At 51.4% G+C, this 14,672-nt stretch carries 13 protein-coding genes; all 13 read right to left on the bottom strand.

The genetic code is table 11. From position 1 onward, the window contains the following. Positions 1-122 precede the first annotated feature (122 nt). The 13 genes from ACE5KN_RS04555 to ACE5KN_RS04495 all read right to left on the bottom strand — a co-directional run bounded on the left by ACE5KN_RS04555 (position 123) and on the right by ACE5KN_RS04495 (position 14,595). The gene (locus tag ACE5KN_RS04555) at positions 123-845 is read right to left on the bottom strand and encodes a class I SAM-dependent methyltransferase (protein ID WP_375523455.1); all 723 of its coding nucleotides are present in this window, start codon (positions 843-845) and stop codon (positions 123-125) included. 118 nt (positions 846-963) lie between these two features. Further along, positions 964-2,994, bottom strand: coding sequence for an ABC-2 transporter permease (locus ACE5KN_RS04550; RefSeq protein WP_375523390.1), 2,031 nt, complete (start codon positions 2,992-2,994; stop codon positions 964-966). Continuing rightward, positions 2,948-3,850 carry an ABC transporter ATP-binding protein gene (locus ACE5KN_RS04545; RefSeq protein ID WP_375523391.1) on the bottom strand — a complete coding sequence of 301 codons (903 nt, stop codon included), beginning with the start codon at positions 3,848-3,850 and terminating at the stop codon, positions 2,948-2,950. Before ACE5KN_RS04545 ends, ACE5KN_RS04550 begins: the two co-directional genes overlap by 47 nt. After that, positions 3,843-4,232, bottom strand: a complete 390-nt coding sequence (locus ACE5KN_RS04540; protein ID WP_375523392.1) for a GntR family transcriptional regulator — start codon at positions 4,230-4,232, stop codon at positions 3,843-3,845. The genes ACE5KN_RS04545 and ACE5KN_RS04540 overlap by 8 nt, the downstream gene beginning before the upstream one ends. Positions 4,233-4,425: 193 nt before the next feature. Further along, positions 4,426-5,370: a nucleoside hydrolase gene (locus tag ACE5KN_RS04535; RefSeq protein WP_375523393.1), complete on the bottom strand. Its 945-nt coding sequence runs from the start codon at positions 5,368-5,370 to the stop codon at positions 4,426-4,428. A gap of 74 nt (positions 5,371-5,444) precedes the next feature. Further along, complete coding sequence (locus ACE5KN_RS04530; protein WP_375523394.1) at positions 5,445-6,212, bottom strand: amino acid ABC transporter ATP-binding protein; 768 nt, start codon at positions 6,210-6,212, stop codon at positions 5,445-5,447. A gap of 15 nt (positions 6,213-6,227) precedes the next feature. Beyond that, positions 6,228-6,887, bottom strand: coding sequence for an amino acid ABC transporter permease (locus ACE5KN_RS04525; RefSeq protein WP_375523395.1), 660 nt, complete (start codon positions 6,885-6,887; stop codon positions 6,228-6,230). Positions 6,888-7,012: 125 nt separating this feature from the next. After that, positions 7,013-7,783: an amino acid ABC transporter substrate-binding protein gene (locus ACE5KN_RS04520; RefSeq protein WP_375523396.1), complete on the bottom strand. Its 771-nt coding sequence runs from the start codon at positions 7,781-7,783 to the stop codon at positions 7,013-7,015. A 271-nt stretch (positions 7,784-8,054) separates the two neighbouring features. Next, the gene (locus ACE5KN_RS04515) at positions 8,055-8,495 is read right to left on the bottom strand and encodes a type II toxin-antitoxin system VapC family toxin (protein ID WP_375523397.1); all 441 of its coding nucleotides are present in this window, start codon (positions 8,493-8,495) and stop codon (positions 8,055-8,057) included. Continuing rightward, entirely contained in the window at positions 8,489-8,740 is a 252-nt protein-coding gene (locus ACE5KN_RS04510; RefSeq protein ID WP_375523398.1) for an AbrB/MazE/SpoVT family DNA-binding domain-containing protein, read from the bottom strand. The genes ACE5KN_RS04515 and ACE5KN_RS04510 overlap by 7 nt, the downstream gene beginning before the upstream one ends. A 380-nt stretch (positions 8,741-9,120) precedes the next feature. Continuing rightward, on the bottom strand, positions 9,121-10,794 hold the full coding sequence (locus ACE5KN_RS04505) for a DEAD/DEAH box helicase family protein (protein ID WP_375523399.1): 1,674 nt from the start codon (positions 10,792-10,794) through the stop codon (positions 9,121-9,123). A 266-nt stretch (positions 10,795-11,060) separates the two neighbouring features. Then, positions 11,061-12,872, bottom strand: a complete 1,812-nt coding sequence (locus tag ACE5KN_RS04500) for an ABC transporter ATP-binding protein (protein ID WP_375523400.1) — start codon at positions 12,870-12,872, stop codon at positions 11,061-11,063. Then, complete coding sequence (locus tag ACE5KN_RS04495) at positions 12,853-14,595, bottom strand: ABC transporter ATP-binding protein (protein ID WP_375523401.1); 1,743 nt, start codon at positions 14,593-14,595, stop codon at positions 12,853-12,855. The genes ACE5KN_RS04500 and ACE5KN_RS04495 overlap by 20 nt, the downstream gene beginning before the upstream one ends. Between the last annotated feature and the right edge of the window lie 77 nt (positions 14,596-14,672).

Below are 14,672 nucleotides of genomic sequence, written 5' to 3'. Positions count from 1 at the left end.
TATGGCAAAAAAACAGGAGGATGAGGCCTGCTTCAGCTCCATCCTCTTACATATTACCCGCCAGATAATCGAACATTACAGTACAAGGCCCCGGAGAATAACCGGAGCCTTGTCTGCAGCACCTACTGCGGTGCCGCCACAATCAGAAAGCGCTGCTGTGTCGTTTCCCAGAAGCCGCTGGTTTTGATGTCTTCATGTATGCCATACAGCGCCTCCATATGATCCTCAATCCGGAAACCGACAGTCTGCCACTCTATGGCCTTCAAGTAATACACCAGCGCTCCGATATCATAAAAACGCTGCATCGGCGCTTGTTCCCGCTTCTCAATTATCTTAAAACCGTTCTCCTCCAGCTCCTTGATGGCATAGTCCAGATTCCAATGCTGGAACTCATCGTTCAGAGGAACTCCAAGCCTTTCATTAATTTCCCGGCAGTCAGTCCCGCCAACCTGCTGTGTCAGGAAAATACCCGAGTCCCGCAAAATCCGCCGCACCTCGCGTACGGAATAGGATTCATGCTTGTTGATAACGAGATCAAACCGCCCGTCCGCAAAAGGCAGCTCATCATCTGCAAACACCTGCTCCACCTGAATGCCCAGCGGCTCAAGACGCGCTTTGGCAATCGGAACGTTCGGTGCATAAGCCTCCGTTGCGCACGTATCCTGCGGGAAAGGCCCCAGCATGGACAGCAGCTCTCCGCCCCCCGTCCCCATATCCAGCACGGCACCCGCCTTGTTCATGTACGAAAGCGCAAGGCTTCCGTAGGACCAATCCAGCGGTTCCTCCTGGATTCTGCCTGCCTTTTCAACATAGGAGAAGTCCCAGCCGCTGAATTGTCTGTTCATATGCTCCAGATAAAATAAAAATTTCGCATCATAGTTCAACTGTTTTCAGACCTCCTGTGTATCTGTTGAATCCCAAAAATACAGGGGATGTCCATATTATACCAGAACCTATTTTTCTCTATCTAGTTTCCAGATCAGCACTCAGCAGTCCCTCCAGCTCAGGCGTTAGATCTTTGCTGTAAAGAACGCTGTACATCTCATCGACTCCCACCGTGGTCCGAATCAGGTAAGCCGTATCTTCTTTACCAAAATCAAAATCGCTGTGATGCTCAAGCACCTGCTTTTTAAGCTTGGCATCCTTAACGTTATACCCTCCGTTCGTTTCCTCCAGATGCGTGAATACCTCCGCCAAACCGCTAAATCCGTTCAAAGCGTCAAGCAGACTGTAGTCTTTCGTATTAACCATCTCCATGCTGACATTCCCCGGATCTACCTTAATGCGTTTGGCATAGCCTGTTCGATTCATCCACGCCTGCACATGCGTAAATGTGGGGCTGGCCGGGTAGGACTTGAATCGATACTCATTATGGAGGGAGCCCGGAACCTTCCAATATATCCTGATTTCCGCCTCCGGTATACGATTTGCGGTCATTTCCTCATAGCTCAGCCGATCCATATCCTGCAGCAAAGCCCGCTCAAGCTCCTGTATTTCTGCCGGATCGTGAATTGTAACTCTCCGATTCGGAGATATTCCGCTGGAGATCTCGGCGGACGACGCCGTACCGTTCAATTTATACAGCCAGTAGCTGCTTCTTTTGTAATCCTCAAATTCCATCACGTTCTTCAGCTCATCTCCGAACTGTTCTTCAGGAATCTGATACTCACGGTATATCGTGCCCCCTTCTTTCAACCGGTAAGCGATGGATACATTCCGATAGGTTTGGGGACGATCCGCGTCCGAGATTTCGGGTGGCCGCGCGTTCACAACCTCACGCTGGAGGCTGAGCACCGCGGAGATATAATCCGGATTGCGGGAATAGGAGTTCTCCTCCTCCGTATTGGACCAGTCAAAATAGTCTCCCAAATAGACGGCTTCCACAGAATATGCAGCCGGAATCCGCGTTTCGTAACCCGTGACGTCGGATACCGATCCATACAGCAGCAGACCGATTCCCGCCCCATAGGCAAGCAGCTCGATCGCTGCTTTTTTGGACCATATCTGCCAGGTTTTGCGGATGATCATTTCGCTGATAATGTAGCCCAACACTGCTCCAAGCACGTAACCCGCAACCATCCAGCCTGTTTTCCCGTCAGACTGGCCTTGAAAATAGATGCCTCCCAGCAGCATCAGACAAAAAATAACGGCCGTTTTGAACAATGGCTGAAAAAAGACATAAGCCACGGCCTGGCCCGCAGTTTCAATATGTCGTTTCTTGTACAGCGGATAAGACAGCGCTAGGAACAGCATGGCAAGAGCCATATAAATGAGCAATTCCAGACCGCTAAAGGTCAGTTCCGAAATAGCGATCATACGGTACAGCGGTGAATAGACTTCAAAAGTATGGCCTATGCGCCCCGGATCCGGGTATCCGTACAGGTAACAGTCAAAATGAGCAGCAAGCAGCCCTCTCAGCACCATGGGCAGGAAAAGGATTGCATACACCGCTATCGCCTGAAAGATGGACTGTCCCGTACACATGCCGACAAGCAGGCTAAAGCTGTACAGGAATAATGTAATGACTGTAACCGTAACTGCCCAGGACAAAACATCGGACAGGGTGAACCAATAGTCCAGGTCATGCCTGCCGGACAGCAAAGCAGTGACGGCCGCCGTTAACCAGACCGGAACGATCAGCAGCAGCAGACCGCTTGTTATATGAGCAGTCAGCAGATGCTCTCTGCGAAGCGGAAGACTGTGGTACAAATCGGCCGCGGGCCTGCTCTGTATGTACCTTGTAATGAAGACGCCGGCAATGACCGGGAGGCTTAGGACAAATATCATCTGTTCATCACCGTGATGTTCAAACAAGTCTCTTACACGGACAGCCTCCTCGTACGGCAACCCCATCATCAGCTGCAGCGGCAGTGTGAACAACAGCCCGGCCAGATACAGGATGCCGATCCATCCGTGCTGTCTTATATTTTGACGGATTACCCCGCCGTTAAAGAAGAATCGGCTGGATGTCATATCCGGCGTCCCCCATTTCATAAATAAATATCTCCTCCAAGGTGAGCGGAAGCACGTCAAACACATAAGGGTCAAAGGCTTCCACTATACGACTGATCCCTTCGCGCTCTCCCCGCACGATATACAGAACAACGCTGCCCCTCGTTTCCTTATGTAAAACATCCACCTGCTCCTCCAAAGCCTGTTCATGGGCCTGCTCACGGAAGGCGATCTGAATTTTATGGGTGTCCTCCTTCAGATCATCCACTTCCTTCTCCAGCACCAGCCGTCCCTTGTGCATAATGGCAACATGATCACATAAGTCCTCAATCTCACGCAGGTTATGGGATGAAATAATCACTGTCATCCCGCGTTCAGCCGTATCCTGGAACAGCAGATTTTTAATATGTCTGCGCATGACCGGATCAAGGCCGTCGATCGGCTCATCCAGCACCAGCAGATCCGGCATGCAGCTTAATGCCATCCAGAAAGCCGCCTGCCTGCGCATCCCCTTCGAAAAACGGCTCAGCTTGCGCTTCGTATCCAGCTTGAACACCTTACCAAGCATGGCATAACGCTCCTCGCTCCATCCCGGATACACCGACCTGTAAAAACGGGCCATCTGCTCGATAGAGGATTGCGGAAAAAAGTAGGGGCTATCCGGTAAAAAGAAAATACGCTGCTTGACTTTGGGATTTTCATAAACCACCTCTCCCTCGACAGCAACTCCGCCCTCATCTGGCCTGTAGATCCCGGCAAGCATTTTCAGCAAAGTGGTTTTGCCTGCCCCGTTGGAGCCAAGCAGACCAAAGATGGAGCCTTTGCGTACCAGCAGCGTAAGCCTGTCGACCGCCGCTTCCCCTTGAAATCGTTTCGTAACCTCTCCCAATTCAATCACGGGATATCCCCCTTTCCTGCTGCTTCACAGCATCATGATACAAATCATCGATTTCCTGCTTCGTCCATCCAAGAAATACCGCCTCCGTCATTAACCGCAGCAGCTCCCCTCGCAGCTTCTCCCTGCTTGCTTCCTTGGGATGATGCTCGGGCGGCGCCACAAAGCTGCCTTTTCCCTGAACGGAATAGATATAACCCTGGCGTTCCAGCTCCCGGTAGGCTTTCTGTATTGTGTTGGGATTCACTGTAAGCTGGGATGATAATGTCCGCACGGATGGCAGCTGTTCATCCGCCTGCAGGGCGCCGAACACGATCATTTCCCGGATCTTATCCTGCAGCTGTTCGTAAATAGGCTTGCGGCTCCGCACATCCAATTCGAACATACTTCTCCTCCCTTCTCTTCACACTCTTATGTACTTGGCCCGCGGTTACTCATGCTAAAAAAGTGTATTAACTGTATTACTATTAATAATACAGTTAATACACCTTTGTCAATAGAAAAAAAGCCGCCGCTATCTGCTGCAACAGCAACAAATAGCGACGGCTCCACTTTCAACCAACCGGATTCTATATCATTTACAGGATGCGGCCCAGAAAATGCTGCAGAAAACGTTCCGCATCAACTTCAAGACACACATCAATGGTTTTGCCCGCACGGGCGGCCCCGGCGGCAACCCCGGCAGCTGGCACTTCATAGGTCCGGCCGACAGTAGGTGAATCCCCGGTGTCCACAGCGATATGCATCGGTTTTGTTGTGACAAAACCCGGATCGATCGCCACCCCTACAGCGAGCGGATCATGCAGCGCACAGCCTGCGATGCCTGGCTTGAAATTTTTATAAGCCTGCATATAAAAATCGGTCATGTCAGCCATAAACTCCGCAAGCTCGCCCTGACCGCGCCAAGCGTCAACATCAGACTGTGGAAGCAGCGTCTGCATTGTCACATCCAGGCCGACAAGCGTCAGATTAAAGCCTGCAGTCAGCACTTTTTCCGCCGCTTCGGGATCAGCATAGATATTTGCTTCGGCCGTCGGCTTCACATTACCGGGCACGGTGACCGCACCGCCCATAATGATCAGACCGTCAAGCAGTTCAGGCAGCTCGGGACAGCGATCCAGCGCAAGCGCAAGGTTCGTCAGCGGTCCCACAGCAATTACTGTCAGCTCCCGGGAGTACTTGCGTGCCTGCTGAATGATAAAATCAGCCGCATGCCCTTCAGCTGCCGAGCCCATCGGACTTGTGCTGTAGCAGCCGCCGATGCCGTCCTCGCCATGAATATGTCTTGAGTAGGGCTTGAACAGTTCTCTGGCATATGGCTTGTCCGCCCCCTGGTACACCGGTATTTCTTTATTCAGCTTCTCCAGCAGCACCAGCGAATTGCGGGTCGCTTCCGGTACAGAAATATTTCCGAACGTTGTCGTAATTCCAAGCAGCTCCAGCTCGGGCGAGTGTACCGCATAACCAATGGCCAGCGCGTCATCAATGCCTGTGTCTACATCCAGTATGATTCGTTTCGTCATTCCAGTCCTCCATCAGCAGTTGTCCCACTGATTATACACCAAATCAGACAGTGAGCAACGGCGTTGCACCCAAGCTACCTGTCGGCATCCGCCGTCCCGGTAAAGCGGCCCAGAAATGCGCGCGTACGATCGAGCTGCGGATTCCCGAATAATTGCGCAGGAGTGCCCGCCTCGGCGATTTCTCCCTGATCCATGAAGATCACCCTGTCGGACACGTCTCTGGCAAAGCTCATTTCATGCGTGACAACGATCATCGTCATCCGTTCTTCCGCCAGCTGCCTGATCACCTGCAGCACCTCGCCGGTCAGCTCCGGATCAAGCGCGGAGGTCGGCTCGTCGAACAGCAGAATATCCGGCTTCAGCATCAGCGCCCTGGCGATGGCCACGCGCTGCTTTTGCCCGCCCGACAGTCTGGAGGGGAAGGCATCCGCCTTATCGGCAAGTCCCACCTTGGCAAGCAGCATATCGCTTCTGCGGCGGATTTCCTGTGCCGATTCCAGCTTTTGTGCCCGTGGAGCAAGCTCCAGATTGTCGCGAACCGTCAGATGGGGGAACAAATTGAACTGCTGGAAGACCATTCCCATCCGGGAGGTAATGGCCTTGATCCGGGCTGCACCGGTATATCTTCCTTCGGAAACGAGCACTTCACCGTTGATGCGAATGCTGCCCCCTGTAATATCCTCCAGATGAATCAGGCTGCGCAGCATGGTGCTCTTGCCCGAGCCGGAAGGGCCGATGACGGCAATGGTCTCCCCCTGCCTTACAGTAAAGCTCACATCCTTCAAAACCGGCAGCGTGCCGAAGGATTTTTGCAAATGGGTTACTTCTATCATCGAATTCATGTCACGACAGTCCTTTTATTCGAATTTGAATCTTCTTTCCAGCGCTCTGAACAAGAGCGTAAGCAGCAGCGTCATCAATAAATAAATCACACCTGCCGCAAAAAACGGCGTAATGGTAAAATCACGGTTCACCGCGGCTTGCGCATAATACAGCAGTTCGGGAACGGCCACAGCATAGAGCAGCGCCGTATCCTTAACCAGCGTGATCGATTCATTGGCCATCGCCGGCAGCGTAACCCTGATCATCTGGGGGATAAGCACTTTCGTCATCGTTTGCAGCCGGCTTAATCCAAGCACCTGGGCCGCCTCATATTGACCTTTATCGATAGAAAGCAGCCCGCCTCTGAAAATTTCCGCATAATAAGCAGCATAGTTCAGCACAAAGGCGAGGCATGCGGCCACAAAACGATCCAGCACAAGATATTCGCCAACCACGGGAAGCTGCGGCAGCCCGAAGCAAAAGAACAGCACCTGCAGCAGCAGCGGCGTGCCTCTCATGACATAGATAAAAGAATGCGCCGCCCCCGACAGTACCTTGATACGGCTGTTGGCCATTAGTGTGGCAAGAAAGCCCAGCGGTATGGACAGCACAATAACGATCAGGAAGGTGTATACTGTCGTCCAGGCCCCTTGCAGCAGCGGCTGTGTAATTCTCAAAATATAATCGGTTTCCATTGTATCTATTCGACTCCCTTAACGAACGGTGCCCTTTGTTTGGCTCCAAGTAAAGAAAACCGGAAGATAATTTTCCGGTTTTCCAGCAAATTTTTAACAAGCAGCTGTGGCACAAGGTATCCCTCTTACTTCAACACCTTGTCTTCTCCAAACCACTTTTCGGACAGCTTCGCAGCCGTTCCGTCCGCATTCAGCTCGTCCATGGCCGTCTGCAGCTGCTTGAGCAGCTCTTCATTTCCTTTTTTGACCCCAACCCCATATTCTTCAGGAGCCAGTGTGCCATCTACAATTTTGAATACGCCCTTCTCCTTGGCCATATAATATCTGGCCACAACCTCGTCAATAATGACGGCGTCCAGACGGCCTGTCTTGAGATCCGTCAGCGCAAGCACGTTATCCTTGAATTCTGCAACCGACTTGACCTGATCCTTGAGCGGGCTGGCATTCAGCGCATCCGCTGCAGAGGACAGGGATTGAAGACCGACGGCTTTGCCGTTCAAATCCTCCAGCTTGGCCAGCGGCGAATCGGCAAGAACGACAGCAACCTGGCTATTGGAAAGATACGGCTTCGTGAAAAGCACCTTCTCCTTGCGCTCATCTGTAATGGTGTAACCGTTCCAGATCAAATCAATCCGTCCGCTGTTCAGCTCCGATTCCTTGGAAGACCAGTCGATTGGCTGAAATTGGACCTCTTTGCCCATTTTCTCCGCAGCCGCCTTGGCGTAATCGATATCAAAGCCAACAATGTTATTGTTTTCATCTCTGAAGCCCATGGGGGCGAATTTGTCATCAATCCCCACCACCAGGGTATTCCCATCCTTGCCGCCTGTGCCCGAGCACCCGGCCAGGACCAGCAAAATCGACCCTATAATAACTAGAAGTGCTGTTTTTCTCATTTAAAATCCCCTCCGTATTGATCCCCGGAATGCAAAAGCACCCGCTGATGCAGGCAGTCGCTTTAGTCCGCTACCACGTTATCAGACTATTATATTAACATGATAGGATAGATTCGTCGAGAGGAGGCTGCGGAATAGTGAATGAACAATAAGCTCCTAATCGGCTTGAATGGAAATCCTCATTTGCCGATTGGGAGCTTTCTTATTGAATTCTTCTACCCGTTAGCTTAATGGTATTCCGCTTTATTTTCCAAGTGTCATTCCACTTAAATTACAGCTGGCTCAATGATATGCATTTTATTTCTTTGATCATTTCGAGTCGTTGATCATTCGTTATAAACAAATCCGCATTGGCTACCAGTCCCGTGGCGACGATCAATGCATCCGGTGTTTTAATATTGTACTTTCCTCGAAGATAGGCAGCTTGCTCGGCGACCATGTTATCTATCGGTAAGATGGTGAGGTTGGGGAAGTGGAAAAAAAGCAATTTGTATTGCTTTTCCAGAGTCAGATTTCCTTCACGTATTGGTTTAACTAAGATCTCGGTGAGAGAGACAGAAGAAGCCACTGCTGCAACAAATCCATCTTCTATCTGCTCCAAAATCGCTTTAGCTTTCTCACCAAATTCAGGATGTTGCTCAAAAACATAAATGAATAGGTTAGTATCTAACGCAATTTTCTTATTACCACGGAGAGTATTAGACGTTACCATTCAGCACGCTCCTTGCGAATGTAACCATCTGCTGATTCCTGTTCCCAGATGTCTTTGCCAAGTCCCCACAGTTTGTCTGAGAAAGATTTTGGTTTTGGCATAACAATGATCTCCTGACTTATTTCATCGTACTGCCAGAGTAATGAATCGCCAATATTAAGTTTAGCCCTCGTTCTTATCTCCTCGGGTATTGTTATTTGATATCTTGTGCGAATTTCGCTTTCTGATTTAACAACATGATCCACACAGATCAACTCCTTGATATTTCTTACATATATGAATTATATCATACATAAAATAAATCCATCTAATCAAACTTGATCTTATCGCAACCCAATTTTAGGAGTATTAAATTATCATTAAATCACCTTCCATCAAACTACCTTTCAAATGCTCCCTTCCCTTATCTAAATCAAGTGGATTCATTGATCGATACTGTCATACAGAATACCTATAAACGGTTCCAGAAATATCGAGAATCAAGATTAGAGGAAGTATTGGAAAGTTCAGAAAAAAAGTAAGAATCCATAAGTTCAATGATGAGAAGAGAGATGAAAATAAAATAGTCTGAATTCCTTTTTCCAAGGAATTCAGACTATTTTATGATTTGAGTCAATGCCAACGTCTAAGTAGCTCCTGAGCCGGATAATGACTGTTCCTGTTTTCCGGCCGCAAAGGCAAGCAGCGCTTCGCCCAAAAACCAGTCCGTGAAATCGGTTCTCCATCCGGCTTTAATTCGCAGGAACAGATCGGAGCATGCCTCATGATAAGCTTGAATCATCGTTTCCTTGAGGCTTTCACCATTCCCGGCCTGCAGCCGCAGCTCCTTCACGCCATCCATATACCGGGCCCAGTGCTTATCCAGCAGACATATATATTTATGGCTCCAGCTCAGGAGATGTTTGCTCATCGCCGGACGCCTCAGCAGACTTTGCCATATATCCGCCCATGCCTGCTGAAGCTGCTCACCGTCCAAAGTATTCCCCTGCAGCAGCGGATGGCCCTCTTCCAATGTGTCCTGGCCGATTGTGAACAGCCAGCCCCGCATTTTTTCCCGATATGCAGCATCCGTTTCCATGATCGTTGCAGACACGTGGGTATTCATTACATGCTTGATATTGGCCTTCTCCCACATTTGGTCACGCCGCTCATACACAAGCTGCCGGTGGGTATGCACAATCCGTTCCTTTTCCATAACATACAGCCATTCCTCTTCCAAGCGTGCTCCATCAGGCTGCAATATCAGCTTGCGCCGTTCTTCGGCAGTCCCCGGCTGTCCGATTATTTCCCGGCTGAGCGTCTTTTCTCCGTGGGAATCCCTTTTCACCAAACATTTCAAACCCGCTGTTCTCAGACTTTCCGCGGAACCGGACGTCGGCTGCCCATCCGTTCCGCTGGCTTTGAAGGAAGCCTTCTCCCGGCGATATCTGATGACTTCCTCCGCTACGGACCTTTTCCTCAAATCTGAAGCAGGCAAAATAACCGTGTCCAGACCATACGCTTTCCGTAAAAGGACATCTTTTCCGGTAACCCGGTCGATCATCCCTGCAATGCTCTCGTACTGCTGCATGTAATGATGCACCGTTATTTCGGCATGTGCGCCTGCGGCTGTCTGCCCCGCCGCTCCGCTCTGCTCCGAAAGAGTGATCGGGGTCAAAAGATGATGAACCAGCACCTGCTCTGCGTTGTCAATGACCGTGCAGGCGTTGAACGTCTGCATACGCTCAGCGGCATTCATGGTCAGATGATCGTGCAAATAATCTGCTGCAAACTCTCTGAAATCACCAAAGGTTATATCCGTGAGATAAGCCTGCTGCTTCTGTTCAATCGAAGCGCCTGCAAGATTGCAGCCCGCAGTGAGACCAAGCAGGGTGTACACCGGATATAACACATTATAATCCCTCCAGGAGGACTGATTGTCCGTTGACATCATATGCACCCCGCGTCCCTGCAGGGCACGCCATGCGCATGTCAGTACCGAGGCGAGCAGTCTTTCTTCGCTGGATGCCATTTGAATAATTTTCCCCTCGGTCATCCACCAGCCTGCCGTCATCTGAAGCTCATGCAGTTCAAGTCCCGTTACCCGTTTGACCGCTTCCTTCGCTGCAGCAAACACCCTGTATTTTTGCTGAACGTTGCCTGGCCCTGCCTCTATGCTTCGTCCGGCGAAATTCATTTGTTTTTTCAATTCACCGTCTTTTACAAATCTGAGCTGTCGATGCAATGAAGTGATCTGGATCAGGTGATGATCCATGGAATCCGGATGACTTTCGGCTGTCTGCTGCCTCCGTTCACTCATCTCAATCATTCCTTTGGATGTAATAATGTCTTTTTTACATTTCAAAGTAACATGCAGTTCTGAACGGATTCTGAACAAATCTTTAGAAACTGAAATACTCAAAAACAGAGGGCAGCAGCAATTCTTTGTTAAGCGAATAAGTGCAGCAAACAAGGCCGTGCAAAAATTTGACGGCCTGAAAATTCATACACCGGCTGAATTCAAGATTCGATGTCGAGTCTGCTTCCTGACTTCCTTCGTGATCAAAAGATGACTTTTTGAACAACCTATTTAACCAGACTGGCGTAGAAGCCATCCTTGGTCAGCAGCTCTTCGTGGGAGCCCTGCTCAAGCAGCCTTCCATCCTTGAGCACCAGAATACGGTCCGCCCGGTGAATGGTGTTCAGTCGGTGAGCAATGACAAAACTTGTACGCCCTTTCATCAGCCTGTTCAGCCCCTCCTGAATTTTAACCTCAGTGACCGTATCAATGCTGCTGGTCGCTTCGTCGAGGATCAGGATCGCCGGGTCTGCAAGCATGGCGCGGGCAATCGCGAGCAATTGCTTCTGCCCCTGGCTGATGCCGCTGCCCCCCGTTTCGAGCTTCTTATCATAACCGTCCGGCAAACGCATGATAAAGGAGTGGGCATTGGCTAGTTTGGCTGCCGTTTCCACCTCCTCATCGGTGGCATTCAGCCTGCCGTAGCGGATATTTTCACGGATCGTGCCCGCAAACAGAAAGGTATCCTGCAGCACGAAGGCCATATGGGATCTGAGACTCTCACGCCGGATGGTTGTGATATCCCTTCCGTCCATCGTTATGATTCCCGAGGAGGGATTGTAAAATCTGGACAGCAGCTGAATCAGCGTCGTTTTGCCTGCGCCGGTCGGGCCAACCAGGGCAATCGTTTCTCCGGGGTGTGCCGTGAAGGTGATCTCTGTCAGCGTATTTCCGTCTTCCTCATACGAGAACGAGACGTTACGAAAGCAAACCTCGCCCTCAAGCCGGTCGAGCGATGCGGATGCGCCCTCATCCCCGGCTTCCTCATTCTCATCCAATACCTCAAAGACCCGTTCGGCTCCGGCAATAGCAGACAACAGCGTGTTCCACTGGTTGGCTAAATCGTTCAGCGGACGGGTGAACTGGCGCGCATATTCCACAAAAATAATAATGACACCCACGGTAATGGAGCCGCGGATGGCCAAAATGCCGCCAAAGCCCGCAACTATGGCAAAGCTCAGGTTGTTCAGTCCGTTCATCAGCTTTGGAATAAAGCCGGATATTGTCTGAGCCCAGAAGCCTGCAAGCCGGATGCTGTCATTACGGGTGCTGAATTCACCAATTACCCGCTGCTCCTGGGAAAAGGCCTTAACAATACGCTGCCCGGACAGCGTTTCCTCGATAAAGCCGTTCAGCTCCCCCAATCTCCGCTGCCTTTCCTTAAAGAGCGGCCCCGTCCTGCGTGTAATCCAGCGCATGCCAAGAGCCATCAGCGGCACAACCGTAAAAGTCAGCAGCGTTAGCACTGGGCTTAGGGACAGCATCACAATCACCGTTCCCGCGAGCGTCAGCACGCTGGAGAAAATTTGGATGGCCGAGCTGTTCAGCGTGGAGCTGACGTTCTCAATGTCGTTGGTCAAGCGGCTCATAATTTCTCCCTGCTGGCGCTTGCCGAAGAACGGGATCGGCAGCCTGTGCAGGTGAGCAAACAAATCGAGGCGCATCCGGTACACCGTCTCCTGCGCCACCTCGATCATCCAGATATTTTGCAGCCAGACGGTCAGTGAGTACAGGGCATACACGACAGCCAATCCGGCCAGGAACCAGATCCATGTCCGGTTTAGCCCTCCTTCCAGATAATGATCTATGGCCACGCCCACGAGATAAGGCCCCAGCAGCGCCAGACCGGAACTGAGCAAGACCATCAGCAGAACAAGCGCCAATTTGAATTTGCGGCGGGCAAGGTAATGCCATACCCGCTGTAATGTGCCGGACCAGTTCTTCGCTTTGGCCGCAGGTTTCCGGCCGCCACGGGCGCCTGGCTGCTGAGCCGATGCAGGCCTTGGATACCGGAATGGTTCAGTGAATGCCTTGAGCATGCTGAAGTGCCTCCTCTCCGAATTGGGACTGATAAATACGCCGGTATAATTCTGAACCGGAAAGCAATTCCTCATGTGTTCCCTTCGCAATGAGGCGGCCTTCATCCAGCAGTAGAATCAGGTCCGCAGAGATCGTCGAGTTGATTTTCTGTGTAATCAGGAACGTCGTGCACGAGAGAGCCTCCAATTCGGCCAGCAAAGCCGCTTCGGTCTTCACGTCAAGCGCGCTGGTGCTGTCGTCCAGTATCAGAATGGACGGCTTGCGTACGAGCGCACGGGCAATGGAGAGCCGCTGCTTCTGCCCCCCGGACAGATTGATCCCACGCTGGCCCAGAACCGTATCGTAACCATTCGGCAGGCCTTCGATCGTCTCATGAAGCTGCGCCTGCCGTGCCGCTGCACGGATATCGTCCAGCGTGGCACGCTCATCCCCCCAGGCGATATTTTCACGGATCGTTCCCGAGAACAGTATCACCTCCTGCGGCACGTAACCAGTGGCATCCCTTAGCTGCCTCACATCAAGCTGCTTCGCGTCCGTGCCATCGATCAATACGACACCTTCCGTCTCCTCATACAGCCTGGGTATGAGCTGAACGAGCGAAGACTTGCCCGAACCGGTCGCCCCCATGATTGCCACCCGCTCGCCCGGACGCACCCGGAATGAAATATCCGCCAGAACCGGGGCGCTGCCGTCCGGGTAACGGAACCCAACGTTGCGAAACTCCACCTGTCCTTGAACAGGCTTCCTCTCGCACGTGCCTTCCACATATTTCAACATGTTGTCTGTCGCTGCAAGCAGTTCACCGATTCGCTGCGCCGATGCTCCCGCACGGGAATAGGTAACCACAATCCAGGACAGGGCCGACAAGGCGCCGATCGTCCTCAGCGCATAATTGACAACTGCAACAACTTCGCCGACTGAGACCTCTCCAGTGGCAATATCCGCCCTTCCGTTCCACAGCACCGCTATGATGGCCAGGTTCATCAGCAGCAAAATAAACGGCATCGTCGTTTCCGTCAACCGCAGCGCACGAACGGTGCCCTTCATCAATTCTCCGCTAAGACGGGAGAAACGCCCGATTTCATGCCCCATGCGCACAAATACCCGAATCAGCCGGATCGCGGTCAGATTTTCCTGAATAGAGCCGTTTACGCTGTCCAGCCGGCGCTGTACGCTGCGGAACAAAGCCGAGGCTTTCTTCATTACAAGGTAAAGAAACACCAGCAGCACAGGAACGGTAACTGTCAGAAGCCCCCCTAGTTTGACGTTAACCACGAGCGACATGATGACACTGCCCAGAACAAGCAGCGGCACACGGGACATAAAGCGCAAGCTCATGAAAATGGTATCCTGGAGCTGCGATACATCGCCAGTAAGGCGGGTAATCAGCGACGAGGCCGCGAACCGGCTGAACAGCGCATAAGAAAAAGACTGTACCGTCACATAAAGCCTGCTCCGCAAATCATAAGCAAATCCCTGGCTGGCGTGTGACGCATAAAACGTGCCAATGATCCCGGCGGCAAATGCGACGGCTGCTCCTGCCACAAGAATGCCGCCCCACAGCCAGACAGTCTGCAGATTGCCCGTCCGAATGCCATCATCGATGATTCTGGAAATGATCCACGGCTGAAGCAGTTCAACCGACAGCTCCACCAGCATCATAAAAATAGCGATAAATGAGGCGAGTCGATACTTCTTCAGAAATACAAATATGAATGCCATATCCCCCTCCGATTAGCACGGTCCGCCGTTCAGCCTGAGCTTTAGCGACTCCCGCCGCTTAGTCTGCATCCTTTAAT

Origin of the sequence: Paenibacillus terreus (assembly GCF_042138595.1) — a bacterium.
Classification (GTDB): Bacteria; Bacillota; Bacilli; order Paenibacillales; family Paenibacillaceae; genus Paenibacillus; species Paenibacillus terreus.
The sequence above is the reverse complement of the archived record's forward strand: the minus strand, read 5'-3'. Positions and strand labels throughout refer to the sequence as shown.

What these genes read in the sequence shown, in the direction of transcription:
- ACE5KN_RS04530 (WP_375523394.1), bottom strand. Translation starts at nt 6,212, where the DNA reads ATGAATTCGATGATAGAAGTAACCCATTTGCAAAAATCCTTCGGCACG.
- ACE5KN_RS04555 (WP_375523455.1), bottom strand. Translation starts at nt 845, where the DNA reads ATGAACAGACAATTCAGCGGCTGGGACTTCTCCTATGTTGAAAAGGCA.
- ACE5KN_RS04550 (WP_375523390.1), bottom strand. Translation starts at nt 2,994, where the DNA reads ATGAAATGGGGGACGCCGGATATGACATCCAGCCGATTCTTCTTTAAC.
- ACE5KN_RS04540 (WP_375523392.1), bottom strand. Translation starts at nt 4,232, where the DNA reads ATGTTCGAATTGGATGTGCGGAGCCGCAAGCCTATTTACGAACAGCTG.
- ACE5KN_RS04495 (WP_375523401.1), bottom strand. Translation starts at nt 14,595, where the DNA reads ATGGCATTCATATTTGTATTTCTGAAGAAGTATCGACTCGCCTCATTT.
- ACE5KN_RS04520 (WP_375523396.1), bottom strand. Translation starts at nt 7,783, where the DNA reads ATGAGAAAAACAGCACTTCTAGTTATTATAGGGTCGATTTTGCTGGTC.
- ACE5KN_RS04505 (WP_375523399.1), bottom strand. Translation starts at nt 10,794, where the DNA reads ATGAGTGAACGGAGGCAGCAGACAGCCGAAAGTCATCCGGATTCCATG.
- ACE5KN_RS04525 (WP_375523395.1), bottom strand. Translation starts at nt 6,887, where the DNA reads ATGGAAACCGATTATATTTTGAGAATTACACAGCCGCTGCTGCAAGGG.
- ACE5KN_RS04515 (WP_375523397.1), bottom strand. Translation starts at nt 8,495, where the DNA reads ATGGTAACGTCTAATACTCTCCGTGGTAATAAGAAAATTGCGTTAGAT.
- ACE5KN_RS04500 (WP_375523400.1), bottom strand. Translation starts at nt 12,872, where the DNA reads ATGCTCAAGGCATTCACTGAACCATTCCGGTATCCAAGGCCTGCATCG.
- ACE5KN_RS04535 (WP_375523393.1), bottom strand. Translation starts at nt 5,370, where the DNA reads ATGACGAAACGAATCATACTGGATGTAGACACAGGCATTGATGACGCG.